The sequence below is a fragment of the Streptomyces sp. PKU-EA00015 genome (genome assembly GCF_013387495.1).
GTDB lineage: Bacteria > Actinomycetota > Actinomycetes > Streptomycetales > Streptomycetaceae > Streptomyces.
Genome location: NZ_JABZEE010000049.1, coordinates 1 through 26,067, shown reverse-complemented (window position 1 = coordinate 26,067; position 26,067 = coordinate 1). Strand labels below are relative to the sequence as shown.

The 26,067-nt window shown below is 72.9% G+C and carries 21 protein-coding genes; 15 read left to right on the top strand and 6 right to left on the bottom strand.

Features of this window, described 5'->3' with window-relative positions; translation table 11 throughout:
* Positions 1-4: 4 nt before the first annotated feature.
* From HW130_RS26880 to HW130_RS26870, 3 genes are all read left to right on the top strand, one after another.
* Complete coding sequence (locus HW130_RS26880; protein ID WP_177152312.1) at positions 5-1,360, top strand: peptidoglycan recognition protein; 1,356 nt, start codon at positions 5-7, stop codon at positions 1,358-1,360.
* A 102-nt stretch (positions 1,361-1,462) separates the two neighbouring features.
* Entirely contained in the window at positions 1,463-2,554 is a 1,092-nt protein-coding gene (locus HW130_RS26875; protein WP_177152311.1) for an NDP-sugar synthase, read from the top strand.
* 9 nt (positions 2,555-2,563) lie between these two features.
* Positions 2,564-3,559: a DNA-3-methyladenine glycosylase gene (locus HW130_RS26870; protein WP_177152310.1), complete on the top strand. Its 996-nt coding sequence runs from the start codon at positions 2,564-2,566 to the stop codon at positions 3,557-3,559.
* A 63-nt stretch (positions 3,560-3,622) separates the two neighbouring features.
* On the opposite strand, the gene HW130_RS26865 is transcribed toward HW130_RS26870, so the two are convergent.
* From HW130_RS26865 to HW130_RS26855, 3 genes are read right to left on the bottom strand one after another with little or no spacing between them, the layout of a single operon-like run.
* Positions 3,623-4,921 carry a coenzyme F420-0:L-glutamate ligase gene (locus HW130_RS26865; protein ID WP_177152309.1) on the bottom strand — a complete coding sequence of 433 codons (1,299 nt, stop codon included), beginning with the start codon at positions 4,919-4,921 and terminating at the stop codon, positions 3,623-3,625.
* Positions 4,918-5,874 carry a 2-phospho-L-lactate transferase gene (gene cofD, locus HW130_RS26860; RefSeq protein ID WP_177152308.1) on the bottom strand — a complete coding sequence of 319 codons (957 nt, stop codon included), beginning with the start codon at positions 5,872-5,874 and terminating at the stop codon, positions 4,918-4,920. The genes HW130_RS26865 and cofD overlap by 4 nt, the downstream gene beginning before the upstream one ends.
* Positions 5,875-5,906: 32 nt before the next feature.
* A complete protein-coding gene (locus HW130_RS26855; protein WP_177152307.1) occupies positions 5,907-6,401 on the bottom strand; it encodes a cysteine dioxygenase family protein in 495 nt (164 codons plus the stop codon).
* A gap of 641 nt (positions 6,402-7,042) precedes the next feature.
* Here HW130_RS26855 and HW130_RS26850 point away from each other — a divergent pair.
* The 3 genes from HW130_RS26850 to HW130_RS26840 all read left to right on the top strand — a co-directional run bounded on the left by HW130_RS26850 (position 7,043) and on the right by HW130_RS26840 (position 12,781).
* Entirely contained in the window at positions 7,043-7,306 is a 264-nt protein-coding gene (locus tag HW130_RS26850) for a WhiB family transcriptional regulator (RefSeq protein ID WP_018846780.1), read from the top strand.
* A 232-nt stretch (positions 7,307-7,538) separates the two neighbouring features.
* On the top strand, positions 7,539-11,222 hold the full coding sequence (locus HW130_RS26845) for a glycosyltransferase family 2 protein (RefSeq protein WP_177152306.1): 3,684 nt from the start codon (positions 7,539-7,541) through the stop codon (positions 11,220-11,222).
* The gene (locus HW130_RS26840; protein WP_177152305.1) at positions 11,219-12,781 is read left to right on the top strand and encodes a DUF5719 family protein; all 1,563 of its coding nucleotides are present in this window, start codon (positions 11,219-11,221) and stop codon (positions 12,779-12,781) included. The genes HW130_RS26845 and HW130_RS26840 overlap by 4 nt, the downstream gene beginning before the upstream one ends.
* 144 nt (positions 12,782-12,925) lie before the next feature.
* Here HW130_RS26840 and HW130_RS26835 read toward each other — a convergent pair whose 3' ends face one another.
* Complete coding sequence (locus HW130_RS26835) at positions 12,926-13,354, bottom strand: metallopeptidase family protein (protein ID WP_177152395.1); 429 nt, start codon at positions 13,352-13,354, stop codon at positions 12,926-12,928.
* Positions 13,355-13,627: 273 nt separating this feature from the next.
* Between HW130_RS26835 and HW130_RS26830 the strand changes: the two genes are divergently transcribed.
* The 6 genes from HW130_RS26830 to HW130_RS26805 all read left to right on the top strand — a co-directional run bounded on the left by HW130_RS26830 (position 13,628) and on the right by HW130_RS26805 (position 19,782).
* Positions 13,628-14,056 carry a DUF3499 domain-containing protein gene (locus tag HW130_RS26830; RefSeq protein WP_177152304.1) on the top strand — a complete coding sequence of 143 codons (429 nt, stop codon included), beginning with the start codon at positions 13,628-13,630 and terminating at the stop codon, positions 14,054-14,056.
* A gap of 303 nt (positions 14,057-14,359) precedes the next feature.
* Positions 14,360-15,721 carry a phosphomannomutase/phosphoglucomutase gene (locus HW130_RS26825; protein WP_177152303.1) on the top strand — a complete coding sequence of 454 codons (1,362 nt, stop codon included), beginning with the start codon at positions 14,360-14,362 and terminating at the stop codon, positions 15,719-15,721.
* Positions 15,722-15,961: 240 nt separating this feature from the next.
* A complete protein-coding gene (locus HW130_RS26820; protein ID WP_177152302.1) occupies positions 15,962-16,144 on the top strand; it encodes a Trm112 family protein in 183 nt (60 codons plus the stop codon).
* An 80-nt stretch (positions 16,145-16,224) separates the two neighbouring features.
* Entirely contained in the window at positions 16,225-17,376 is a 1,152-nt protein-coding gene (locus HW130_RS26815; protein WP_177152301.1) for an SIS domain-containing protein, read from the top strand.
* 163 nt (positions 17,377-17,539) lie between these two features.
* A complete protein-coding gene (gene manA, locus HW130_RS26810; RefSeq protein WP_177152300.1) occupies positions 17,540-18,718 on the top strand; it encodes a mannose-6-phosphate isomerase, class I in 1,179 nt (392 codons plus the stop codon).
* A 98-nt stretch (positions 18,719-18,816) separates the two neighbouring features.
* On the top strand, positions 18,817-19,782 hold the full coding sequence (locus HW130_RS26805; protein WP_177152299.1) for a cation diffusion facilitator family transporter: 966 nt from the start codon (positions 18,817-18,819) through the stop codon (positions 19,780-19,782).
* Between the two features lie 87 nt (positions 19,783-19,869).
* Here the strand turns inward: HW130_RS26805 and lepB are convergent, their stop codons facing one another.
* The gene (gene lepB, locus HW130_RS26800) at positions 19,870-20,538 is read right to left on the bottom strand and encodes a signal peptidase I (RefSeq protein ID WP_177152298.1); all 669 of its coding nucleotides are present in this window, start codon (positions 20,536-20,538) and stop codon (positions 19,870-19,872) included.
* 635 nt (positions 20,539-21,173) lie between these two features.
* Between lepB and ahcY the strand changes: the two genes are divergently transcribed.
* Positions 21,174-22,631 carry an adenosylhomocysteinase gene (ahcY, locus tag HW130_RS26795; RefSeq protein WP_177152297.1) on the top strand — a complete coding sequence of 486 codons (1,458 nt, stop codon included), beginning with the start codon at positions 21,174-21,176 and terminating at the stop codon, positions 22,629-22,631.
* A gap of 240 nt (positions 22,632-22,871) precedes the next feature.
* Positions 22,872-23,486 carry a hypothetical protein gene (locus HW130_RS26790; protein WP_177152296.1) on the top strand — a complete coding sequence of 205 codons (615 nt, stop codon included), beginning with the start codon at positions 22,872-22,874 and terminating at the stop codon, positions 23,484-23,486.
* A 67-nt stretch (positions 23,487-23,553) separates the two neighbouring features.
* Here HW130_RS26790 and HW130_RS26785 read toward each other — a convergent pair whose 3' ends face one another.
* Positions 23,554-24,684 (bottom strand): RDD family protein, encoded by a 1,131-nt coding sequence (locus tag HW130_RS26785; RefSeq protein WP_177152295.1) that lies wholly within the window; start codon positions 24,682-24,684, stop codon positions 23,554-23,556.
* A 124-nt stretch (positions 24,685-24,808) separates the two neighbouring features.
* Here HW130_RS26785 and HW130_RS26780 point away from each other — a divergent pair, with 124 nt between their 5' ends.
* Positions 24,809-25,816 carry a stage II sporulation protein M gene (locus tag HW130_RS26780; protein WP_177152294.1) on the top strand — a complete coding sequence of 336 codons (1,008 nt, stop codon included), beginning with the start codon at positions 24,809-24,811 and terminating at the stop codon, positions 25,814-25,816.
* Positions 25,817-26,067: the final 251 nt, after the last annotated feature.

Genomic DNA, 26,067 nt, shown 5'->3' with positions numbered 1-26,067 from the left:
TGCCATGCGTGGATACCTGGCATCTTCGATCACCGTGGCGTGCGCGGCCGCGCTCGTCCTTCCGCTCTCGCTCACCTCCGGCGCGCTCGCCGCACCCCCGGGCGACGTACCGGACGTCCTCGGCGGCATGAGGGGTGACGTACCGGATGTCCTCGGCGGCATGAGGAGTGACGTACCGGACGTCCCCGGCAGCACGCGGTCGATGCCGCTGCGGCCGCTCGGCACGGCAACGGCCGACCGCACGCTCCAGGCTCCGGTCCAGGGCCTGCCCCGCCAGGACGTGGAGTCGTTCTCCCTGGTCGGCATCGTCTGGGACGACGCCTCCGTCCCGCTGGACGGCACCGTCGAGATCCGCACCCGCGGCATCGGCTCGCGTACCTGGTCCGCCTGGCAGGAGGTCGAGACCCACAACGAGGACCACGCCGCCGACCCCGGCACCGCGGAGAGCGAGTCGGGCCGGGTGCGCGGGACCACGGCGCCCCTATGGGTCGGCGCGTCCGACGGAGTGGAGGTGCGGGTGCAGGCCCACCGCCGGGCGGGCCGGCCGCTGCCGGAGGGCATGCGCCTCGAACTCGTCGATCCCGGTGACGACCCGGCGGACAGCGGAACCATCACCCCGGGCCCCGGCACCGAGGGCTCCGAAGGGCGTGCCCCGGCCGGCGGACTGGAGATCCCGGCGCTCAACCAGCTGGACACGGAAGCTGAGGCAGCGGCGGCGGGCGACCTCGTGTTCGACGCCGTGACGGCCAAGCCCTACATCGGGCCCCGCCCTCGCATCGTCACCCGCAGGGGGTGGGGCGCGGACGAGAGCCTGCGCGAGGAGGGCTTCGTCTACACGAACTCCGTGAAGGCCGCCTTCGTGCACCACAGCGACACCGGCAACAACTACACCTGCCAGGAAGCGCCCTCCGTCCTGCGCAGCATCTACCGCTACCACGTCGAGAGCAGCGGCTGGCGCGACATCGGCTACAACTTCGCCGTCGACAAGTGCGGAAACATCTACGAAGGCCGGGCAGGAGGCGTGGCCAAGCCGGTGCAAGGCGCCCACACTCTCGGTTTCAACAAGAACAGCACCGGAATCGCCGTCCTCGGCTCGTACAATTCCTCCAATCCGCCGGCGGCCGCCGTGACCGCAGTGGCCAGGCTGACGGCGTGGAAGCTCGGACTGTACGGCGTCAACCCGAGGGGCAAGGTCACACTCACCTCCGGTGGCAGCGGCAAGTACGCGGAGGGCACGGAGGTCACACTCAACGCCATCGCCGGACACCGCGACGGGTTCGACACGGACTGCCCCGGCGGCAGGCTCTACGGCAAGCTCGGCATCACCCGTACGGCATCGGCCTCTTACCAGGGCCGCTGACCCGTACCCGGGGCCGTGCGCGTCGTGACAGCCGCACCCACTGCATAAACTGACCGGTCCCACCAGCGACCGTGCCGGCCCCAGCAGGAAGCAGAGACCGCATTGAACCAGGCCCCAGAAGCGATTCTCCTGGTCGGAGGCAAGGGCACCCGGCTGCGTCCGCTGACCGTCAGGACACCGAAGCCGATGGTCCCCGCGGCCGGTGTGCCCTTCCTCACCCACCAGTTGGCGCGGGCGCGGTCCGCGGGCGTCGAGCACATCGTGCTCGCCACCTCCTACCTGGCCGAGGTGTTCGAGCCGTACTTCGGCGACGGCTCGGCGCTCGGACTCCACCTGGAGTACGTGACCGAGGAGGAGCCGCTCGGCACCGGCGGCGCGATCCGCAACGTCGCATCCCGGCTGCGGTCCGGGCCCGACGACCCCGTTCTCGTCTTCAACGGCGACATCCTCACCGGCCTCGACATCGGGGCCCTGGTCGACACCCACCGCGTGACCGGTGCGGACGTCTCCCTCCACCTCACCCGCGTCGACGACCCGCGCGCCTACGGCCTCGTGCCGACGGACGGCACCGGACGCGTCACGGCCTTTCTGGAGAAGCCGCAGACGCCACAGGAGATCGTCACCGACCAGATCAACGCCGGCGCCTACGTCTTCCGTCGCTCGGTCATCGACACGATCCCCGACGGCCGGCCCGTCTCCGTCGAACGCGAGACGTTCCCGGAGCTGCTGCGCTGCGGCGCCCACCTGCAGGGCATGGTGGACTCCACGTACTGGCTGGACCTCGGCACCCCGCACGCGTTCGTGCGCGGCTCCGCCGACCTGGTGCTCGGCCGCGCCCCGTCCCCGGCGGTCCCCGGCCGGCGCGGCGACCGGCTGGTGCTGCCTTCCGCGCGCGTGGCGGCCGACGCGAAGCTGACCGGTGGCACGGTCGTCGGCGAGGGCGCCGTGGTGGGCGAGGGCGCGCGCATCGACGGCAGCACGGTCCTCGCGGGCGCCGTCGTGGGGGCGGGCGCGGTGATCTCCGCCTCCCTCGTCGGCGAAGGCGCGCGCATAGGGGCCCGTACCGTCCTGTCCGGCGTGGTCGTGGGCGACGGCGCGGTCGTCGGGGAGGACAACGAGCTCAGGGACGGCGCGCGGGTGTGGTGCGACGCGGTGCTCCCGGCGGGCGCGGTCCGCTTCTCCTCCGACCAGTAGCCTGACCGCATGGCAGGACGCTTCGAACCGGGCGCCGGCCGCGCGAGGGTGCGTGGCGGCGCGACAGGCGTACCCGCCGCCGTACCGCGTCAGGTCTCGGCCGCCCGCACACGCAGGTGGACGCCGCCGTGGCCCCTCGACCTGGGCCTGGTCCTCGGGCCGCTGCGCCGCGGCCCGGCCGACCCCACCTTCCGCACCACGCCCGACGGCTCCGTCTGGCGGGCCAGCCGCACGCCCGAGGGTCCCGGCACGCTGCGGGTCGCCCTGCGGGGCGCCGTGGTCGAGGCCGAGGCGTGGGGCTCGGGCGGCGAGTGGCTGCTCGACCGGCTGCCCGACCTGCTCGGCGCGGCCGACACACCCGAGGGCTTCACACCGCGCCACCGCCTGGTCGCCGCCTCCCAGCACCGCCGGCCGGGGCTGCGGCTGGTGCGCACGGGGCTGGTGACGGAGTCCCTGATCCCCTCGATCCTCGAACAGAAGATCACGTCGGACGAGGCGTACCGGGCGTGGCGGCTGCTGGTCCGCCGGTACGGCGAGCCGGCGCCCGGCCCGGACGAGCGGCTGCACGTCATGCCGGATCCGCGCGGCTGGGCGATGATCCCGTCCTGGGAGTGGCACCGCGCGGGTGTGGACGACAAGCGTGCCTCGACGATCCTGCGCGCGGTGAAGGTGGCGCGCCGCCTGGAGGAGGCGGCGGCGATGGAGCCCGAACAGGCCAGAGCGCGGCTGGAGTTGATCCCGGGCATCGGCCCGTGGACGTCGGCCGAGACGGTGCAGCGCAGCAACGGCGCGGCCGACGCGGTGACGGTGGGCGACCTCCATCTGCCCCGGATCGTGGGCTACGCCCTGGCGGGCGACCGGAACGCGGACGACGCGGCGATGCTGGAGCTGCTGGCCCCTTACGAGGGCCAGCGCCACCGCGCCGCTCGGCTGATCCTCCTCTCGGGCCGCGTGCCGCCCCGCCGCGAGCCCAAGATGCGCCGGGTGGACATCGCGGCGTGGTGACACCGCCCGGTGCGACCGGGGCCGCACCCGAGGGCGTGACCCGGGCCGCCGCCCGGCCGGGGGCTACCGCACCTCGATGAACGACGCCGCGTCCCGCGCCGGCCGTGCCGTCGGCGCGGCCGCCGGGTGACCGATCGCCACCGCGCCCATCGGGTCCCACGTGGACGGCAGCCCCAGCACCTCGCGCACCACCTCGCGGCAGAACATCGTCGAAGACACCCACGCCGAGCCCAGCCGCTCGCCCGCGAGCGCGACCAGGAAGTTCTGGATGCCCGCGCCCACCGCCGTCACGAACATCTCGCGTTCCGCGGTGTCCCGGCGTTCGTCGCCGTACGTGTGCGCGCCGTCGGCGACCAGGCAGGGGACCGCCAGGTAGGGCGCGCGCCGCAGGACGTCCCCGCGCCGTACGCGCTTCGCGATCGCCTCCTGCGTCGCGCCGTCGCGCCGCAGATCCGCGACCCACGCCTCGCGCATCGCGTCGAGCAGACGGACGCGGGAGGCCGCGGACTCCAGCAGGACGAAGCGCCAGGGCGTGGTGTGGTGCGGCGCGGGCGCCGTGACCGCCGCCGCGACCGCGCGGCGCACCGCCCCGCCGTCCACCGGCTGGTCCGTGAACGCGCGCACCGTACGCCGCTGCGTCACGGCCTCGCGCACCGCCTCCGACGTCCCGAGCCGGAACATGTCGTCGGCCGCGTCCCGTACGAGCGCCCGCGCACCGGGGCCGGCCTCGTCGACCACGTGCGCCAGTCCCCGGACGACGGCGACGGGCAGCCCCTCGGCCTTGCCCTTCACCAGGTCGCCCGCGGCGGCGAGCTCGTCGGCCGTGGCGACCACGGTCGCGGTCAGCGGATTGCCGTACGCGTCCGTGCCGCCGCGCAGGTCGTCCAGCACGCGCACCCCCGCCGCGCCGATCGCGACGTCGGTCAGCCCGCTGCGCCACGGCCGCCCGGACGTGTCCGTGACGATCACGCCGATCTCGACGCCCAGTTCGTCGCGCAGCCCCGCGCGGATCGCGCGGGCCGAGGCGTCCGGGTCCTCGGGGAGCAGGAGCACGGTGCCCGCGGGCGTGTTGGAGGCGTCGACCCCCGCCGCGGCCATGACCAGGCCCTGGCGGTTCTCGACGATGCGCAGGGTGCCGCGCCGCGCGACCACCCGCACCGTCTCGGCGTCGATCGCCGCCTCGCGGTCCGCCGCCTCGACGATCCGGCCCTCGGCCTTGCTGACGATCTTCGAGGTGACGAGCAGGACGTCGCCGTCGACGAGTCCGGGCGCGGTCGCGGCGATCAGCTTGGCCAGGTCGTCGCCCGGCTGGACCTCGCCGATGCCGGGCAGCGCCCAGACCCGGTAGGAGGGCGAGCTCACCCCCGTACCTCCTCGGCCAGTGCCAGGGCCGCGCGGGCCATCTCCGCGGTCGCGTCGGTGCCGGTCATCATCAGCGGCACGGCGCGGCAGCGGATGCCCGCCGCCTCGACGTCCGGCACGGCGGCCGCGTCGACCGTGTCGACGAGCCAGCCGTCGAGCAGCCCGGAGCCGTAGTGCCGGGCGACGGCCGCTGCCGTCGCCTCCACGCCCACGGCAGCGAGCACCTTGTCGGCCATGCCGCGCACGGGCGCGTCGCCGACGATGGGGGACAGGCCCACGACCGGCACGCCCGCGTCGGCGATGGCCTCGCGGATGCCGGGCACGGACAGGATGGTGCCGATGCTGACGACGGGGTTGGACGGCGGGAAGAGGACGACGTCCGCCTCGGCGATCGCCTCCAGCACGCCGGGCGCCGGCTTGGCCTGCTCGGCGCCGACCGGCACGACGGCCTCGGCGGGCACGGACGCCCGCAGCCTGACCCAGTACTCCTGGAAGTGGACGACGCGGCGCTCTCCGTCGAGGGTGACGGCGACATGCGTCTCGACGCGGTCGTCGGACATCGGCAGCAGCCGTACGCCCGGCTGCCACCGGTCGCACAGCGCCTCCGTGACGGCGCTGAGCGGGTAGCCTGCGCCGATCATCTGGGTGCGGACGATGTGCGTGGCGAAGTCGCGGTCGCCGAGCCCGAACCACTCGGGCCCGACGCCGTACGCGGCCAGCTCGCTCTTGACCTGGAACGTCTCGTCGCTGCGTCCCCAGCCCTGCTCCTCGTTGATGCCACCGCCGAGGGTGTACATCACGGTGTCGAGGTCGGGGCAGACCTTCAGCCCGAACAGATGGATGTCGTCACCGGTGTTGCCGATCACCGTGACGTCCGCCTCGGGCGCGGCCTGCTGGAGACCACGGAGGAAACGGGCGCCGCCGATACCGCCGGCCAGAACCACAATGCGCATGCGCCCATCTTGGCAGGCGCGCGGACGGCCCCTCAGACCGGAACGGACTCCTGCGTGCACCGCGCGGAGGTGTGCATGGGCATCTCGGTCAGGCCCGGGTAGTACACGTGCAGGCTGACGGCCGGCTCCAGGGAGTCGTTGACGACCTCGTGGACGTAGCCGGGGGCGAAGACACGCTGCGCGCCCGCGGCCAGGGACCGCTCGCCGCCCTCGGTGCGCTCGGTGAGCTCGCCGTCGAGCACGGTGAGCACGCCGGAGGAGGCGCCGTGGCCGTGCAGGCCGCTGCCCTGGCCGGGGACCCAGCTCAGCAGCCAGACCTCGTAGCCGGGGCCGGTCTGCAGGCGGTGGTACCAGCGGGAGGTGGCGTCGTACTCGACGAGGTGCTCCCAGCGCGCGCGGTCGGCGGCGATGGACCGGGCGAGCCCGGCGAACTCGGCCACGGTGGCGGGGTGCTCGCGGGCGGGCTGGAGCAGGTGCTGGACGGCGAGGATGTCGCCGGCGATCTGGAGGTCGCTGTCGCTGTTCATGGGTGCGGGGGTTCCTCGGCAGGAAGTGCTGGGGTGTCGCAGAGCAGGCAGTGCGGGGCGATGCGAGAAGAAGAAGCTGGAGCTCGTGGGCGTCAACAGCTGGAACAGCAACAGCAACAGCGCGCCTGGACAGCGCTGCGGAACCCGCGGAGGCGGGTCGCGTGGGGCGCTGAGGTCGCTGGCATGGGATCAAAGGTGACTGCTCCCCTTACCCCATGTCAACCCAATGACCGATTTGGCGGCAATGTTTCATCACATCCGGTTGCTGCGAGCAGAGAAAGGTTTGTGCAGTCGCTGGCCGGGAGACATGCGGCAGCAACCGTTCTCGCAAACGCCGTTGGGGCGCCGTGACCGTACTGTGATCCGGATCGCTTCGATGGCTTGATCGCAACATGATCGATGTTTGCGACGTCTTCCCCCTCCGAGGGAGGAGGTGCGGAACAGGCCGCTGGCATGTGTCAGGTTTTTGGTGATTTGAACACTTTCCGCATAGCCTTGGTTCCGCAGAGTGAATACCGGGCCCAATAGCAGATCGTGGCTTGACTGGCCCGGAGCCACACACTTGTAATTTCACTCGTGTCGTTCGGCCGAAAACGATCGCGGCAACATCACGGGGACGTAAAGACAGACGAGGGGCGCACATGACCGAGCTGTTCCAGCAACTGCTGGTCGAGGACGCGGACGAGGAACTCGGCTGGCAGGAGCGCGCGTTGTGCGCCCAGACCGATCCCGAGTCCTTCTTCCCCGAGAAGGGCGGTTCCACCAGGGAGGCCAAGAAGGTCTGCCTCGCCTGCGAGGTCCGCTCCGAATGTCTTGAGTACGCCCTCAACAACGACGAGCGATTCGGAATCTGGGGCGGCCTCTCGGAGCGCGAGCGCCGTCGGCTCAAGAAGGCCGCGGTCTGATCGCGGGCCGGTCACCGCCCGGCCAAAAGGTACAACTGACTACAAAGCAAACGGCCCGCCGTCTGTGCCCGGTGCACAGGCGGCGGACCGTTCGCCCTCCCGTCGCCCGGCCACCGCCCCTCAACGAAGCGCTCCGCGCCGCAGCGCTTTCCTCGTGCCGTTAGTGTGGGGCCCCGTCCGTGACGCACCAACGCCCCTTCGGGGCGACCCTGGCCGGAGGGCCCGTACCTCAATGTCCGCCACCACCGCCGCGTTTGTCCCGGCACACGCGCCCGAGTTCCCGAGGCACGTCGTCACCGCCGTGCTCGTCTCCCACGACGGCGCACGCTGGCTGCCCGACGCCCTCGCCGGACTGCTCGGCCAGGAACGCCCCGTACAGAACGTCGTGGCCGCCGACACCGGCAGTGCCGACGACTCGGCGCAGACGCTCACCGACGCCCTCGGCGCCGACCGCGTCCTGCACCTCGCCCGGCGCACCGGCTTCGGCGCCGCCGTCGACGAGGCCGTCCGCACCGCCGGGGTGCTCACCCCCGACGATCTGCCCTACCTGAAGCGGCCCAGCGGCTGGGACCCGGTCACCAGGACCTGGCGCGACGAGGCGTACGACATGCCCGAGCTGCCGCACGGCGAGCCCGTGCAGTGGCTGTGGCTGCTCCACGACGACTGCGCACCCGAGCCCACGGCACTCGCCGAGCTGCTGCGCGTCGCCGACTCCGACGCATACGCCGCGGTCGTCGGCCCCAAGCTGCGCGGCTGGTACGACCGCAAGCAGCTCCTCGAAGCGGGCGTCTCCATCGCCAACAGCGGCCGCCGCTGGACCGGCCTCGACCGGCGCGAACAGGACCAGGGCCAGCACGACCAGATCCGCTCGGTCCTCTCCGTCTCCTCCGCGGGCATGCTCATCCGCCGCGACGTGTACGAGGAGCTCGGCGGGTTCGACCGCAGGCTGCCGCTGATGCGTGACGACGTCGACCTGTGCTGGCGCGCCCACGCCGCCGGACACCGCGTCCTCGTCGCCCCCGGCGCCGTCCTGCGCCACGCGGAGGCCGCCGCCCGCGAGCGGCGCACCGTCGACTGCGTGGGCCGGTCCGTCGCCAGCCCGCACCGCGTCGACAAGGCCGGCGCCGTCTACACCCTGCTGACCAACACCCGCGGTGCCGCCCTGCCCTGGGTCCTGATGCGCCTCGTCGTCGGCACCCTGCTGCGCACCCTGGCCTATCTCGTCGGCAAGGTCCCGGGCCAGGCCGTCGACGAGGTCATGGGTCTCTTCGGCGTCCTGCTGCGGCCCGAGCGCCTCCTCGCGGGCCGTCGCAGACGCGCACGGCGGGCGGTCGAGGCGAGCGAGCTGCGACCGCTGTTCCCGCCCCCCGGAGCGACCGTCCGCGCCACCGTGGAACAGGTCGTCTCGGACTTCGGCGGCTCGCAGGCCGACTCCGGCGGCTCCCGGCACGGCGTCGTCGAGTCGGGGCCCGGCGGCGACGACGCGGAATTCCTGGAGATCGAGCAGTTCGCGCGGCTGAAGAAGATCGCCCGCAAGCCGGGGCCGCTCCTCTTCGCCGTCCTCCTCGTCGTCTCCCTCGTCGCCTGCCGGGGACTGTACGGCGGCGGCGCGCTGGCCGGCGGCGCCCTGCTGCCCGCACCCGCCGACGTCTTCGACCTGTGGAGCCGTTACGCGGACGGCTGGCACCCGGTCGGCACCGGCGGCACCCAGACGGCACCTCCCTACCTCGCGGTCCTCGCCGTCCTGTCCGCGCTGTTCCTCGGCTCCACCGGTCTCGCCCTGACCGTGCTGCTCGTCTGCTCGGTCCCGCTCGCCGGCCTCACCGCCTACTTCGCGTCCCGGCCCATCGTCGAGTCCCGCCTGCTGCGCGCCTGGGCGAGCATCGCGTACGCCTTCCTGCCCGCCGCGACCGGAGCACTCGCCACCGGACGGCTCGGCACCGCCGTCCTCGCGATCGTGCTGCCGCTCGTCGCCCGTGCCGCCGTCGCCGCACACGGACTGCGCATCAGGGGCGGCGGTCGCGGCAGCTGGCGGGCCACCTGGGCGTACGCCCTGCTGCTGACCTTCGCGATGGCCTTCACGCCCGTCGTGTGGCCGCTCGCCGTGTTCACCGGCATCGCCGTGCTGGTCCTGCGCCGGAACGACATCACCGCCTACGCGCTGCGCTTCCTCGCCGCCGTCGGCACCCCGGTGCTCGTCCTCGCTCCCTGGTCGCTCTCCCTGCTGACCAGCCCCTCCGGATTCTTCCGCGAGGCCGGTCTCGAGTTCGGCAGCGGCTCGGCCGACGCGCTCGACCTGCTCGGCATCAGCCCCGGCGGCCCCGGAGCCGTCGGCGGCGTCCTGATGCTCGGCATCGTGCTGGCCGCGCTCGCCGCCCTGCTGCGCGAGGAGCGGCAGTTCGCCATCCGTACCTCCTGGGTCGTCGCCCTGGTCGCCCTGGTCCTCGCGGCCCTGACCAACGGCTCCGGCTGGGCCGGGCCCGCCACCCTCGTCTACGGCATCGCACTGCTGTCCGCGGCCGTGCTCGGCGCCGAGGGCGGCCGCACCCGCGTCGCCGCCCAGAGCTTCGGCTGGCGGCAGCCGGTCGCCGCCCTGGTCGGGCTCGCCGCGGCGCTCGCACCCGTCGCCGCCGCGGCCGGCTGGATGATCGACGGCGCCGCGGGCCCGCTCACGCGCCGGGACCCGGTCCAGGTGCCCGCATTCGTCGCCGAGGAGAGCGACACCCGCGACCAGCCTCGCACCCTCGTCCTCGGCGGCACCTCGGACGCCAAGGTCTCGTACACCCTGGTGCGCGGCTCCGGCGGCCGGCTCGGTGACGCCGAGCTCGCCGAGGCGGGCGGCGGCGACACCCGCCTCGACAAGATCGTCGCGCACCTGGTCGCCGGCTCCGGCGCCGACCAGACCGACCAGCTCAGCGGCTACGCGATCCGCTACGTGCTCGTACGCGACGGAGTGCCCCGCCAGACCAGCCGCGTCCTCGACGCCACCCCCGGACTGAGCCGGCTCAGCCAGCTCGACGGCAGCGCGCTGTGGCGCGTGGACCGCCAGGTCGCCCGGGCCACGATCGTCGACGGCAGGAGCGATCCGCTGCCCATCGCCTCCGACGCCGTCGAGGCGCACACCGAGATCCCCGCCGGCGGCTCCGGCCGCGTCCTGCGCATCGCCGACCGCGCCGCCGAGGGCTGGCAGGCCGCACTCGATGGCCGCCCGCTGGAGAAGACGACCGTCGACGGCTGGGCGCAGGGCTTCGAACTGCCTGCCGAGGGCGGACGGCTCGACCTGACGTACGAGGACCCGGCGACGCACACGGCGTGGATCTGGGTCCAGGCGTTCCTCGCGCTCGTCCTGGTGGTGCTCGCGCTGCCGGGCCGCCGCCGTGAGATCGACGACGACCTCCCCGAGGAGGAAGTGGCCGTTCCCCTCCAGCCGGAGGCCGGCGAGGGCCGCAGGGCGCGCCGGCTGCGCGCCCAGGCCGAGGCCGAGGCGGCAGCCGCCGAGGACAGCGCACCCGACCCCGGCCCGTACGCCCAACAGCCGGACGCCCACGCCCCGTTCACCGCGGGGCAGGACGAACAGGCCGCTCCCTACGCGGCGGTTCCCCAGCAGGGTTACGGCGACTGGCAGGCCCAGCAGCCCTACGGCGACGGCGGCTACGCGTACGGCAACGAGCAGTACCCGGGCGGCCAGTACGCCGGCGAGCAGCCCTACGGCTCCCAGCAGCCCTACGGCGACGGCGCGTACCAGCAGCCCTACCAGGGCGACCCGTACGGGACGGAGCCCTACGGCGACGAGCAGTACCCGCAGGACGGGCGCGACCACGACCCGTACGGATACGGCGAGCAGTACCCCGACGGCGGCCCGTACCCCGAGCCGCCCGCCCAGGCCCCCGGCACGACGCGAGGCGAGTCAGAGTGAAGCGCACGACCATCTCCCTGATCGCGGTCACCACCGCCCTCGCGGCGGTCACCGGATTCGCCTCGCTGACCGTCCCGGACGGCACCGAGCCGACGCGCGGCGACCTCGCGCTGCCGCTGCCCGTGGAACGCTCCAGCCTGCTGTGCCCGGCGCCGAGCAGCTCGGAGATCGCCGAGACCCGCTACATCTCGTTCACGCCCGCGCGGAAGCAGAGCGGGGGACAGAAGGACGCCGGCGAGCCGGCGGACTCGGCCGCACTGCGGCCCTCGGCCGCCGTGTCGGCCGACACCGAAGCCGCGCCCGCCAAGGACGCAAAGAAGAAGGGCGCGGACAAGGACGGCGCGAAGAAGCCCGCTCCCGAGAAGACCGTCGTCGCCGTGAAGGAGCCCGGCAAGCCGGTCTCCGCCGAGGTGGACGGCGGCGAGGCCCCCGCCCTCGTCGGCACCGCCACCGGCTCCCTCGCGCCCGGCTGGACCACCCAGCAGACGACCTCGGTCACCGCGGGCAGCGGGCGGGGGCTGCTCGGCGTCAGCTGCACCGGACCCGACACCGACTTCTGGTTCCCCGGCGCCTCTCTCGCCGAGGGCCGCCAGGACTACGTGCACCTGACCAACCCCGACGAGGCCGGGGCCGTCGCCGACATCGAGCTGTACGGCAAGGACGGGGCACTCAGGACGACGCTGACGGAGGGCATCCCCGTTCCGGCCGGCTCCAGCGTCCCCGTGCTGCTCCCGACGCTCACCGCCGACAAGGCGGACGAGGTGACCGTCCATGTGACCACTCGTACCGGCCGCGTGGGCGCGGTCGTACGGGCCGCCGACGAGACCGACGGCAGCGACTGGCTCGCCGCCTCCGCCGACCCGGCCGGCACCGTCGTACTGCCGGGCATCCCGTCGGACGCGACGTCGGTGCAGCTGGTGGCCTTCGCCCCGGGCGACGACGACGCCGCGCTGAAGGTCCAACTCGCGGGCTCCACCGGGACGATCACCCCGGCCGGACACGAGTTGCTGCACGTGAAGTCCGGGATGACGGCGAGTGTCGACCTCGCCGACATCACCAAGGGAGAGGCCGGATCGCTGATCCTCAGTCCCGCGGAGAAGGGACGCGCCACGCCCGTCGTGGCGGCGCTGAGGGTGGTGCGCGGCAAGGGCGACGAGAAGGAGATCGCCTTCGTCCCCGCCGCCGCGCCGGTCGGCGAGCGGGCCACCGCCGCCGACAACCGCGCGAAGGGCTCGGTCCTCTCGCTCACCGCGCCCGGCGAGGCGGCCGAGGTCAGGGTCACGGCGTCGGCGGGCACGGAAGGGGGCGCGCAGGCCGTCAAGACGTACAAGGTGAAGGCCGGTACGACCCTGGCGATCACGCCGCCGGTGCCGGCCGGGCTGAAGGGCTCCTACGCGGTGACGGTCGAGACGCTCTCGGGCGGACCGGTGCACGCGTCGCGCGCGCTGGAGATCGCGGACGACGGCATCCCGATGTTCACGATCCAGAACCTCCCGGACGACCGCGGCACGGTGGTCGTCCCGGAGGCGGAGCAGGACCTGTCCGTGCTCGACGACTGACGATGCGAGCCCGGCCCGCGCGCCGCGGCGCGCGGGCCGGGCCGGTCGCGGGTCCCTCCTGCGGCGGGGCGCCGGACACAGGTTGTCGTCGGCGGTCCGACCGGCACGCGTGAGCCCCGGGGCGGCCTTGGGCGGGCGGCCGGGTCAGTCCTGGCCGTAGCGGGGGTCGACCGACTCGGGCGAGAGCCCGAGCAGTTCCGCGACCTGCTCGACGACCACTTCGTGCACCAGCAGCGCTCGTTCGTCGCGGTTCTTCGTCCGGATCTCGACGGGCCGGCGGTAGATCATGATCCGGGCCGGACGGTCCTTCGCCGCAGGCTCCGCGCTGCCGAGCGGCACCGAGTCGTCCGGTGAGGCCGGTACGTCCAGGACCAGGAAGTCGACATCGGCCAGCTGCGGCCAGTGCCGCTCCAGTCGCTCCACGGAGTCCTGCACCAGGTCACGGAAGGTCTCCGAGCGGCTGGCGGCCAGCGGGACCTGCGGCGGGGCGACCGGGCCGCGCATGCCCCGGCCGTGGCGGTCGCGGCGGCGCGGTCTCGGCTCGGTCGGGCGGGGCGGTACAGGACTGTCCATCACCGACGCAGGGTAACTCTCCCGCGCGAGCGGCGACCGGCGCGTGGACCCTGCCACGCCCCTTGTCGCCAATTGACCATTCCGGCCAAGGTTCGGCTCGATTGCACGACCCGGGAGATCGGTGATCTCGGCCCGATTGACATTGTTCACCCCAAGTCGTGACCGGCACCTGTGCGCCCGTCGCCCGTGTGGTTCTCTTTCCGTGCAGGTCAGGCCAGTTGCAGGAACAGCCGTTTTGTCGGATGTCACATCACGACACGGGGGAGTGACCTGGTGGAGAGTCGTCGCAGCCCGCTCAAGAGTGCGGTACCGTCCAACGTCGTGAGCCCTGTACGTCGCTGTTCGCGCACCGCGTGCGGCCGCCCTGCCGTCGCGACACTGACGTACGTCTATGCCGATTCGACTGCGGTCCTCGGCCCGCTCGCCACCTACGCCGAGCCCCACTGCTACGACCTGTGCGCCGAGCACAGCGAGCGGCTGACCGCTCCACGCGGCTGGGAGGTCGTGCGGCTCACGGACGGCTCGGCCCCGGCCCGCCCCAGCGGTGACGACCTCGAAGCGCTGGCGAACGCGGTGCGGGAGGCGGCCCGGCCCCAGGGACGTACCGCGCAGGCGGGCGGACAGGGCGGCCGCCGCTCGGCCGACCCGATGGAGGTCGCGCGCCGCGGCCACCTGCGGGTGCTTCGCTCCCCGGACAACTGAGCCGCACGCTCCCCTCGCCCTCCGCCCCGCCGCTTCCCCGGTGCCCGGCCGCGCTGCCGGCCGGAGGCTTCCCCGGCGTCCCGCCCGCTCCCGCGGCGCACTGCCGTTCCCGGCCAACTCGCCCCCACCGCCGCCCACTTGACCCGTTCCCGTCGCCCCGGCCGGCGCGCCCGGCGCGTAGGGCACCCGGCCCGGGCGGGCGCGCCGCAGCGGATCACATCCCGCAAGCCCGGTCCGGGCACGATGCGCACACCTGCGGCGGGTAGTTTGATGCGACCGCCAAGACTTCAGGAGGATTGGGCCGTGGCTGCTGATCTGTCGCAGATCGTGAAGGCGTACGACGTCCGCGGAGTGGTGCCGGATCAGTGGGACGAGCAGGTCGCCGAGCTCTTCGGCGCAGCGTTCGTCCAGGTGACCGGCGCCGACGCGATCGTCGTCGGCCACGACATGCGGCCCTCGTCGCCCGGCCTGTCCGGCGCCTTCGCGCGCGGCGCCGCCGCCCGCGGCGCGGACGTCACCCTGATCGGCCTGTGCTCGACCGACCAGCTGTACTTCGCCTCCGGGCACCTGGACCTGCCGGGGGCGATGTTCACCGCGTCGCACAACCCCGCGCAGTACAACGGCATCAAGATGTGCCGCGCCGGCGCCGCGCCCGTCGGCCAGAACACCGGCCTCGCCGACATCCGCGACCTCGTCACCGCCTGGTCCGCCGACGGCGGGCCCGAGCCGGCCGCCCGGCGCGGCACGGTCACCCAGCGGGACACGCTCGCCGACTACGCGGCCCATCTGCTCTCGCTCGTCGACCTGTCCGCGATGCGTCCGCTGAAGGTCGTCGTGGACGCGGGCAACGGCATGGGCGGCCACACCGTCCCCACCGTCTTCGGCTCCCTGCCCGTCACCCTCGTCCCGATGTACTTCGAGCTCGACGGCACCTTCCCCCACCACGAGGCCAACCCCCTGGACCCCGCGAACATCGTCGACCTCCAGGCCCGCGTCGTCGCCGAGGGCGCCGACCTGGGCCTCGCCTTCGACGGTGACGCCGACCGCTGCTTCGTCGTCGACGAGCGCGGCGAGGGCGTCTCGCCGTCCGCGATCACCGCCCTCGTCGCCACGCGAGAGCTGGCCAGGCACCCGGGCGGCACGGTGATCCACAACCTGATCACGTCCTGGTCGGTCCCGGAGGTCGTACGCGAACAGGGCGGCAGGCCGGTGCGCACCCGGGTGGGGCACTCGTTCATCAAGGAGGAGATGGCCCGCACCGGCGCCGTCTTCGGCGGCGAGCACTCCGCGCACTACTACTTCCGCGACTTCTGGAACGCCGACACCGGCATGCTGGCCGCGCTCCACGTGCTCGCGGCCCTCGGCACGCAGGACGGCCCGCTGTCCCGGCTGGTCGGCCGGTACGACCGGTACGCCGCCTCCGGCGAGATCAACTCCCAGGTCGACGACCAGGCCGGCCGGTCGGCCGCGGTACGGGCCGCCTTCGCCACCCGCGAGGGTGTGACGACCGACGAGCTGGACGGTCTGACCGTGGCCACCGGCGACTGGTGGTTCAACCTGCGGGCCTCCAACACGGAGCCACTGCTGCGGCTCAACGTCGAGGCCCGGGACGAGGCGCTGATGACGAAGATCCGCGACGAGGTCCTCGCACTCGTCCGCGCCTGAGCCCGGCCCCACCGGCCCCACCGGCCCCACCGGCCCCACCGGCCGCCCGGCCCCTCCGGCCACGCACGCCCGTCGGCCCGCCCCCGGCGCGCCGGACCGACGGGGGCGTGGTCAGAACGAGCCGCACCCCGCTTCCCGGCGGTAGGCTGACGAGGCCCGATCCGCAAGACCCTGACCGCACGTCCGGCGCGGCCGAACCGCACCCCGGACCTGTGAGACGCCCGAAGGGACACCGCTGACATGCCGCTCGAAGCCGGCCTCCTGGAGATCCTCGCCTGCCCGGCGTGCCACGCACCGTTCGACGACCGCACGGAGGCCGAGACGCCCGAGCTGATCTGCACCGGCGCGGACTGCGGTCTGGCCTACCCCGTACGGGACGGCATCCCGGTCCTCCTGGTCGACGAGGCCCGCCGCCCCGCCTAGCGCGGCCGCCCCGCCCCGCGCGGGACCGGCCCCACCACCGACACCCCCCGCACGCGCACGGCGATCGGAGGCCCCACCCCATGCTCGACGAGTCGCTCCTCGACGCCCCGGACGCTCTCGCCCGCATCGACCACCGAGGCCTCCTGCGCGGCGCCGCCGAAGCCGGGGCGCGGGTACGCACCGCAGCCCGGCACGCGGCCGAGGCCGGAGTCGCCGAGCTCACCCCCGAGGGACGCCCGCGGGTCGTGCTCGTCGCCGGGCCCGGCACCGCCGCCGTCGGGGTCGCCGACCTCATCGGCGCCCTCGCCGGGGCGTCCGCCCCCGTCATCGCACTGCGGCCCACGGGCGTGGCCCACGCCGCGGGCGCCCTGCGCTGGGCCCTCCCCGGCTGGGCGGGCTCGCTGGACCTGCTGCTGGTCGTCACCACCGACGGCAGCGAACCGGGCCTCGCCCTGCTCACCGAGCAGGCCTACCGGCGCGGCTGCACCGTCGTCGCCGTCGCACCCCGCACCTCCCCGCTGTCCGAGGCGGTCGACGGCGCCCACGGCCTGGTCGTCCCGATGGCCACCGCCCCCTACGAGCTCTACGAGGAGGGCCAGGCGGCGAGCCCCGGCGCCCTGTGGGCCCTGCTGACACCGCTGCTGTCCCTCCTCGACCGCGTGGGGCTCCTCGAAGCGCCCCCCGAGATCCTCGCCAAGGTCGCCGACCGGCTCGACCGCACCGCCGAGCGGTGCGGGCCCGCCATCGCGACGTACAGCAACCCGGCCAAGACGCTCGCCGCCGAACTCGCCGACAGCCTGCCCCTCATCTGGACGGAGGGCGCGGGCGCGGCCCCCGCGGGCCGTCGCTTCGCCGCCGTCCTCGCCGAGCTCGCCGGTCTGCCGGCGCTCGCCGCCGAGCTTCCCGAGGCGCTGCCCGCCCACGGCGTGCTCCTGGTCGGGGACTTCGCTGCCGGGGCGGACCCCGAGGACTTCTTCCGTGACCGGGTCGACGAGCCGCAGGCGCTGCGGGCCCGCATCGTCCTGCTGCGCGACCGGCCCGCGGGCGGGCTCACCGCCGCGCCGGCCGCACGCGAACTCGCCCTCGGTCACGACACCCCGATCAGCGAACTCGAACCGGAGGACGGCTCGGAACTCGAATCGATCGCCGAGCTGCTCGCCGTGACGGACTTCGCCGCCGTGTACCTGTCGCTCGCGGAATCGGGCGACCGCGGCCGGGGCGACCAGTCGTAGGCGATCTCGCGCAGCGGACACCCGCCGGACACCGGGCGTCCGCCGAACCGACGCTCCGCGTACGCGGGCCCGCCGTACCAAGGGCCGACGAACCGGAGCCGGTGCCCCGCAGCCGGCCGTACCGCCCCGCACACCGCCGTACCGAAGAAGGACCGGGAAGCCCATGGATCGCCTCGCCAACACCGTGCGCCCCTACGCCTGGGGGTCCACGACCGCCATCCCGGAGCTGCTCGGCGTCGCTCCCACGGGCGAGCCGCAGGCCGAGATGTGGATGGGCGCCCACCCCGGCGCGCCGTCCCACGTCAGCCGTGGCGGCGAGAACGCCCGGCCGCTCTCCGAGGTCATCGCCGACGCACCCGAGCGGGAGCTCGGCGCGGCGGCCGTCGCCAAGTTCGGTCCCCGGCTGCCGTTCCTGCTGAAGCTGCTCGCGGCCGGTGCCCCGCTGTCCCTCCAGGTCCACCCCGACCTCGCCCAGGCGAAGGCCGGATACACCGCCGAGGAAGAAGCCGGCGTTCCGCTCGACGCCCCGCACCGCAACTACAAGGACGCCAACCACAAGCCCGAACTGATCTGCGCGCTCACGCCGTTCGACGGCCTGTGCGGCTTCCGCGCACCCGCCGAGGCCGCCGACCTGCTCGCCGGTCTCGACGTCGACTCCCTCAAGCCGTACGTCGACCTGCTGCACGCCCACCCCGAGGAGGCAGCCCTCCGCGAGGTCCTCACCGCCGTACTGACCGCAGACCGCGAGGAGATGGCGGCCACGGTCCACGAGGCGGCCGCCGCCGCCGAACGGCTCGGCGGCCCCTACGCCCCGTACGCCTCCGTCGCCCGCCACTATCCCGGCGACCCGGGTGTCATCGCGGCGATGCTGCTCAACCACGTCCGACTCCAGCCCGGCGAGGCCCTGTTCCTCGGCGCCGGAGTCCCGCACGCCTACCTGACCGGCCTCGGCGTCGAGATCATGGCCAACTCCGACAACGTGCTGCGCTGCGGACTGACGCCCAAGCACGTCGACGTACCCGAACTGCTGCGCATCGTCCGCTTCGAGGCGACCGACCCCGGTGTGCTGCGCCCCGAGCCCTCGTCCACCGGCGAGGAGGTGTACGACACCCCGATCGACGAATTCCGGCTCTCCCGCTTCGTGCTGGCCGCCGACTCGGCGCCCTGCGACCTGACGGCCCCGACGCCGCAGATCCTGCTGTGCACCGCGGGCGGGGTGACGGTGGGTGAGCTGGCGCTCCGCCCCGGCGAGTCGGCCTTCGTACCGGCCGGGGAAGCAGTGCGGATCACGGGCACCGACGGCGGTCCGGGCACGCTCTTCCGCGCCACTGTGGTGGCCTGAGACGGCGCCCCTTCGGGGTGCTGCAACAATGGCGCACCGCAAAGGCCGGGCAAAGCCCGGAAGCGATCGACGTCAGCACGAAGGGACACCCGGCACACATGAGCGCGTCAGGCGGCACCAAGGCGATCGTGGCGGCACTCGCCGCCAACCTCGCGATCGCGGCAGCGAAGTTCGTGGCGTTCCTCTTCAGCGGGTCGTCCTCGATGCTCGCGGAGAGCGTCCACTCGCTGGCCGACTCCGGCAACCAGGGACTTCTGCTGCTCGGCGGCAAGAGGGCCCAGCGCGAGGCGACCCCGCAACACCCCTTCGGCTACGGGCGCGAGCGCTACATCTACGCCTTCCTCGTCTCCATCGTGCTCTTCTCCGTCGGTGGCATGTTCGCCATCTACGAGGGCTACGAGAAGATCAAGCACCCCCACGAGATCAGGGACTGGTACTGGCCGATCGGCGTCCTCGTCTTCGCGATCATCGCGGAGACGTTCTCCTTCCGCACTGCCATCAAGGAGTCGAACGAGCTGCGGGGCAAGCTGAGCTGGCCGCAGTTCGTGCGTCGGGCCAAGGCCCCCGAACTGCCCGTCGTCCTGCTGGAGGACCTGGGCGCGCTGGTCGGTCTGATCCTGGCGCTGGTCGGCGTGAGCCTGGCTCTCGCGACCGGCAACGGCGTCTGGGACGGCATCGGCACCCTGTGCATCGGTGTGCTGCTGATCGTCATCGCCGTCGTGCTCGCCGCCGAGACGAAGTCCCTGCTGCTCGGCGAGGCCGCCGGGACGGAAGAGGTCGAGAAGATCAAGGCCGCCCTCGTGGACGGTGAGGTGGTCACCCGCATCATCCACATGCGCACGCTGCACCTCGGCCCTGAGGAACTGCTCGTCGCCGCGAAGATCGCCGTCCAGCACGAGGAGACGGCGGCCGAGGTGGCCGCGGCGATCGACGCCGCCGAGAGCCGCATCCGCGAGGCCGTGCCGATCGCGCGCGTGATCTACCTGGAGCCGGACATCTACGACGAGTCCGCGGCAGCGGCGGGCGCCGACCGCGGCGAGGCGCCGGGCGGTTCCGGCCACTGAGCCGCTGACAGCACAGGAACCGCTGACAGCACGGGAAAGGCCCCGGACCGGTGAGGTCCGGGGCCTTTCCCGTGAACCGCCTTCGCGCTACGGGGTGTACACCGGGGGCGGGCCGTACGGAGCGCGGCGCCCGCGTCCGACCAGCCACCCAGCCAGCCCGCATCCCGCTCCCGCCAGCCCGGTCACCGCTCCGAGCACCATGGCCGCACCGAGCGCCACCGGCACGCTCACGTCCTCGACGATCCGGCCCTGCACGGCCGTGAGCGGCACGGCCCCTCCGCCGGCCTCGTCGTCGAAGGAGCGGGAATCGCGGGAGTTGCCCCGGTTGTCCCCGAGCATGAACAACCGGTCCTCGGGGACCGTCACCTCGAAGGGCATCCCTCCGACGGGGTCGGCATCCCGGACGTACGGCTCCGGCAGCGGCTTCCCGTTGACCGTGATCGGCCCGCCGCCGATGCGGCCCACGAGCCGGTCGCCGCCGACGCCGACCGTCCGCTGGACCACGGGCAGGTCCCTGTAGCGGGCCGGCATGCGATAGAGCACGACGTCCCCACGGCGCACCTGCGAGCCGCCGACCTTTTCGTAGAAGAGCCGGTCACCGACGCCGTACGTCGGACTCATGCCCTCGCTCGCGACCGTGAGCCCCGAGTAGTTCGCCCGGAACGTCAGCAGCGAGCCCAAGAACAGCGCCACGCCCAGCGGCGCCAGCACCCATCCGGCCAGGCGCAGGCCGCGCCCCGGTCTCCCCGATCCCATCTGTGTTCCCTCCCCGGAACCACCCGTGCCCCGGCGACCGCCGTCGACGGGCGGTGCGGGCGCCGCGCGAAACCCGCGCGGCGCCCGCACCCTACGGGACGCCGATCACCCGCCCTCGCGCAGCACGTCGAGAACCGCCGACTCGTCCGGGGCGGGCATGGGGGATGGCATTCTCCTCGCCGAGACCCCTCGGCCCTGCTCCTCAACGCGCGAACGCGCCCGCGACCAGCGCCTCGGCTCCGGCCACCTTGCCGGTCCCCCATGAACAACGCGGACATGCCGGTTCGCGCTCCTGCTCCGAGTACAGCTTGCGCCGGATGAGTGCGGCGAGGGGCCCTGGCCGAGCGCCATCGCCGGGATCAAAAGCGCGGAAAGCGCTGTCGGATCGGGCCGCGAACCGCGGAACCTGGCCGGAACCAGGGCCCGGGCGGGCTGGGGCCGACTGGGCTGATCGGTGTAGATTCGTCACCGGTCAGACGTCGCTGCTGATGGCGGTCGGGCGGTCCCGCGCGGACCGGCCGAGGGAGAGAGGGCCTCCGACGGACTGTCCTGCGGGCGCCCGGGCATTCGTATGTCCAGGCCGCCGCAGAGCAAGCCGTACCCACCCTCGACCCGAACCACGAGGAGCAGCTCGCATGTCGACTGTCGCCAACGGCCAGGACTTCAAGGTCGCCGACCTTTCCCTCGCCGCCTTCGGCCGCAAGGAGATCACTCTCGCCGAGCACGAGATGCCCGGCCTGATGTCGATCCGCAAGGAGTACGCCGCCGCCCAGCCGCTGGCCGGCGCCCGCATCACCGGCTCCCTGCACATGACCGTGCAGACCGCCGTGCTGATCGAGACCCTGGTCGCCCTCGGCGCCCAGGTCCGCTGGGCCTCCTGCAACATCTTCTCCACCCAGGACCACGCCGCGGCCGCCATCGCCGTCGGCCCCGAGGGCACCCCCGAGAACCCGCAGGGCGTCCCCGTCTTCGCCTGGAAGGGCGAGACGCTGGAGGAGTACTGGTGGTGCACGGAGCAGGCCCTCACCTGGCCGAACACCCCCACCGGCGGCCCGAACATGATCCTCGACGACGGCGGTGACGCCACCCTGCTCGTGCACAAGGGCGTCGAGTTCGAGAAGGCCGGCTCGGCCCCGGACCCCTCGACCGCGGACAGCGAGGAGTACGGCCACATCCTGACCCTGCTCAACCGCACGCTCGCCGAGAACCCGCAGAAGTGGACGCAGCTCGCGTCCGAGATCCGCGGCGTGACGGAGGAGACGACGACGGGCGTCCACCGTCTCTACGAGATGCACCGCGAAGGCACGCTGCTGTTCCCGGCGATCAACGTGAACGACGCCGTGACGAAGTCGAAGTTCGACAACAAGTACGGCTGCCGGCACTCGCTGATCGACGGCATCAACCGCGCCACCGACGTCCTCATCGGCGGCAAGACGGCCGTCGTCTGCGGCTACGGCGATGTCGGCAAGGGCTGCGCGGAGTCCCTGCGCGGCCAGGGTGCCCGGGTGATCATCACCGAGATCGACCCGATCTGCGCCCTGCAGGCGGCCATGGACGGCTACCAGGTCACGACCCTCGACGAGGTCGTCGAGACGGCCGACATCTTCGTCACCACGACCGGCAACAAGGACATCATCATGGCCTCCGACATGGTCAGGATGAAGCACCAGGCGATCGTGGGCAACATCGGTCACTTCGACAACGAGATCGACATGGCCGGTCTGGCGCAGGTGCCCGGCATCGTCAAGGACGAGGTCAAGCCCCAGGTCCACACCTGGACCCTCCCCGACGGCAAGGTCCTGATCGTCCTGTCCGAGGGCCGGCTGCTCAACCTGGGCAACGCCACCGGACACCCGTCGTTCGTGATGTCCAACAGCTTCGCCGACCAGACGCTGGCCCAGATCGAACTGTTCACCAAGCCCCAGGACTACCCGACCGACGTCTACGTGCTCCCCAAGCACCTCGACGAGAAGGTCGCCCGTCTCCACCTCGATTCCCTCGGCGTCAAGCTCACCACCCTGCGCCCGGAGCAGGCGGAGTACATCGGCGTCAAGGTCGAGGGGCCGTACAAGTCCGACCACTACCGCTACTGATCACCACCGCGACACCGATCACCTCCGATCGTCACTGATCTGGTCGCTGATCCGGATCTGATGGCTGGTCCGGATCTGATCGCTGGTCCGCCGCCGGATGCCGGCGGCGGACGTGACCGGTACCAGGCAGGCCCCCGCACCCCCGTGTCGGGGGCCTGCCCCGTACCTCTCCTCGAACGGTCCGGTCAGGGCGTGTCGCCACGCCGCCGAGCCTCACCGCACAAGGACACTCACGCCCCCATGCCACGCGGCCGTTATTCGCTCCACGATCCGCACGATCACACCCCCCTCGGTGAAGAGCACTTCCAGTGCGCCCCCGGCCCTTCCGGCTGGCGCTACGTCTCCCGCACACTCACCCCCTCCGGTGATCAGGCCGGCACCGTCGATCTGGCCATCGACGATCTCGGCCGCCCCATCCGACTCGAACTCCACGCAGCGGGCTGGCAGGTCCGAGGCGCCGCCCTGGACGGCGTCACCTGGGTCAGGACCGACCCCTCCGGTGCCCATGCCACGGAAGGCAATGTGCGCGCCCATGCCTTCACCGGCACTTCCCCCGCCTTCCTCGTCGCGACCGCCCGCCTGCTGCGTCTCACCCCCACCGCCCCCGCGACCCGCGTACGCATGGTCGCTTTCACGGACCCGGTCCTCGCCCCCCGCACCGTCGACCAGTCCTGGGCCCTGATGAAGAGTGAAGCGCACGCCACTGACAACGGCCCCCTGACCGTGGACGAATACCAGGTCAGCGCCCTGGACACGGGCGAGCAGCACACCGTCCACATCGCCGGCGACGTGGTCCTCGCGGCGCCGGGCATCGAGCTGGAAGACCTCGAAAGCCCGCCGTCGGTCTTCCCCTGACGGCGGGCTCTGCGGCGGGGCCTCGGCCCGCCGGCCGCCACTGGGGAAGCCGGCCGGGCGGGCGGGGTCAGGCGGGTGGTGCGAATCCGGTCGACGACGACGGCGGCTTGACCTCGACGGGCTCTGGACGCCCTGGCGCACCGTTCGGGACCGCCGCCGCCCCCGCCGCCGCGACTCGGGCATCGGTCCCGGCTGCCAGGCCGGGACTCGCCCAGGCGGCCCCGCCCCTCCCGCCCGAACCGGATTCGACCGATCCGTGCCCTGTGGATCCCTGACCTGCTCTTCCCCGCCGTTCGCTGCCCGGCCCGGCGGGAAGGGCCGCCTCCGGGTCCGGGCCGACACCCGCCCCGGTTGTGTCCGGCCCTTCCGTGTCCGGCGCCCGCGACGGCACCGCATGTGCCCCCGAGGCCGCAGCGGCACGATCGTCGGCCTCGGCGGACCTGGCCGCCGCAGCGAAGGCACGCCGTGAGTCGCGCGCCTGACGCTCGTTCACCACAGCCGCCAGATACGCGGCGGGCGGCACACCTTCGGGCGCCGGCGTGCCCGTACGCGCCACCAGGTCGCCCGCGAGCCGCTGCGCCATCGACCAGCTCACGGCGGCGTCCAGCTGCCGCATGCGCGTCAGATACTGGCGTATGGCGAGCCACAGATCATCCGGCACACCGGACAGATCGAGCCCGGAGAACCGTCCGACCAGCCACGGTGGCGGCGGCGGAACCACCAGCGCCCCACGGGCCGCCGGCACCCGCTCCCGCACGACCAGCGTCCCGGCGAAGACGTCACCGATGCGCCGCCCCCGCGCCGAGACCAGCGAAGCGATACAGGCGATGACCCCGAACGTCATCAGGATCTCCACCACCCCCATCGCACCGCGCACCAGCGCGTGCCGGAACCGGACAGGCCCGCCGTCGTCCCGCACGACCCGCAGCCCGCAAGCCAGCTTGCCGAGTGACCGCCCATGACTGAGGGTCTCCACAGCGATCGGCGCACCCACGGGCACCAGCAGGAACGTCGCGATCGACACCGCCATGACCGCGGCCTCGTCGAGAGACGCCGTGGCCACCGCCAGCCCGATCGACACCAGCAGGTACGCCGTCCACACCACCACCAGGTCGATCGCGAGCGCGAGCGCCCGGCTCGGCAACCTCGCAGGCTGCAGCCCCAGTACGACCGCGTCCCCCGTCACAAGCCCGCTCACCGCTGCCACCCCTCGCGTTCCTCGACCTTCCCTGCCCCTTGGTTCCTCAGTCTGCCAAGCTGACCGGCAGCGCGCCGCAGTAGTACGGACCGTACGCACCCAGTGCCTGGAGCAGCAGCCGACCATGGACCTCGACGTCTTCGTCACCGCCCACCGCGCAGAGTGGGACCGACTCGACTACCTCCTGCGCAGGGGAGGCCATCTCACCGGAGCCGAGGCCGACGAACTCGTCGCCCTGTACCAGCGCACGGCCACGCATTTGTCCCTTGTCCAGTCCAGCGCGCCGGACCCGGCGCTCACAGGGAGGCTCACGCAGCTCGTCGCGCGCGCCCGCGCCACGGTCACCGGCACCCGGCGGGCCGGCTGGCGGGACGTCGTCACCTTCCTGACCGCGGGCTTTCCGGCGGCGGTCTACCGTTCCCGTCACTGGTGGATACCGACAGCCGTCCTCTCCACGCTGCTCGCGGCCGTGATCGGCTGGTGGATCGGCGCCCATCCCGAGGTCCAGTCCGCGATCGCCGCTCCGGAGGAGCTGCGGCAGATGACCAAGCCGGGCGGGGACTACGAGACGTACTACTCCAGCCACCCCGCGGCGTCGTTCGCCGCCCAGGTCTGGACGAACAACGCCCGGGCTGCGGCCATGTGCCTGGCCCTCGGCGCGTTCCTGTGCGTCCCTGTCATCTGGATCCTGTTCATCAACGTCCTCAACCTGGGAGTCGGCATCGGCCTGATGTCGTCCGCCGGGCGCCTCGACACGTTCCTCGGGCTGATCCTTCCGCACGGGCTGCTGGAACTGACGGCAGTCTTCGTCGCGGCGGGCACCGGTCTCCGGCTGGGTTGGACCGTCATCGATCCCGGTCCGCAGTCGCGACGGACCGCCCTCGCCCAACGGGGACGGGCCGCGATCGGGATGGCCATCGGCCTGGCCCTGGTCCTCTTCGTCTCCGGCGTCATCGAGGCCTTCGTGACCCCGTCCGGTCTCCCGACCTGGGCCCGGATCACCATCGGCGTCGTCGCTGAGCTGGTGTTTCTGGCATACGTGTACGTCCTCGGCGGCCGAGCCGCCCGGGCGGGCGACATCGGTGACGTGGACGAGGCGGACCGGAGCGCGGAGCTCCCGTCCGCGGCCTGAGGGGCGGATGTGCAGAGAGGCCCTGTGAGCTGCTAGTCTCCTCTTCGCCCACCGGACCCGTTGACACGGGAGCCGTGGGGAGGTAGATTCAGACAGTTGCCTGGACTGGACAGGTTCGGGCGTGAACATCTAGAGTCTCTCTCGCTTCCGCCGGGATCCGATTCCCGAGAAGCCATTCCGAATCTTTATCCGGACAGCTCGCCGATTTGGTCGGCCGAAATGCTTCTGATAAAGTCGGGTCCGCCGGAAAG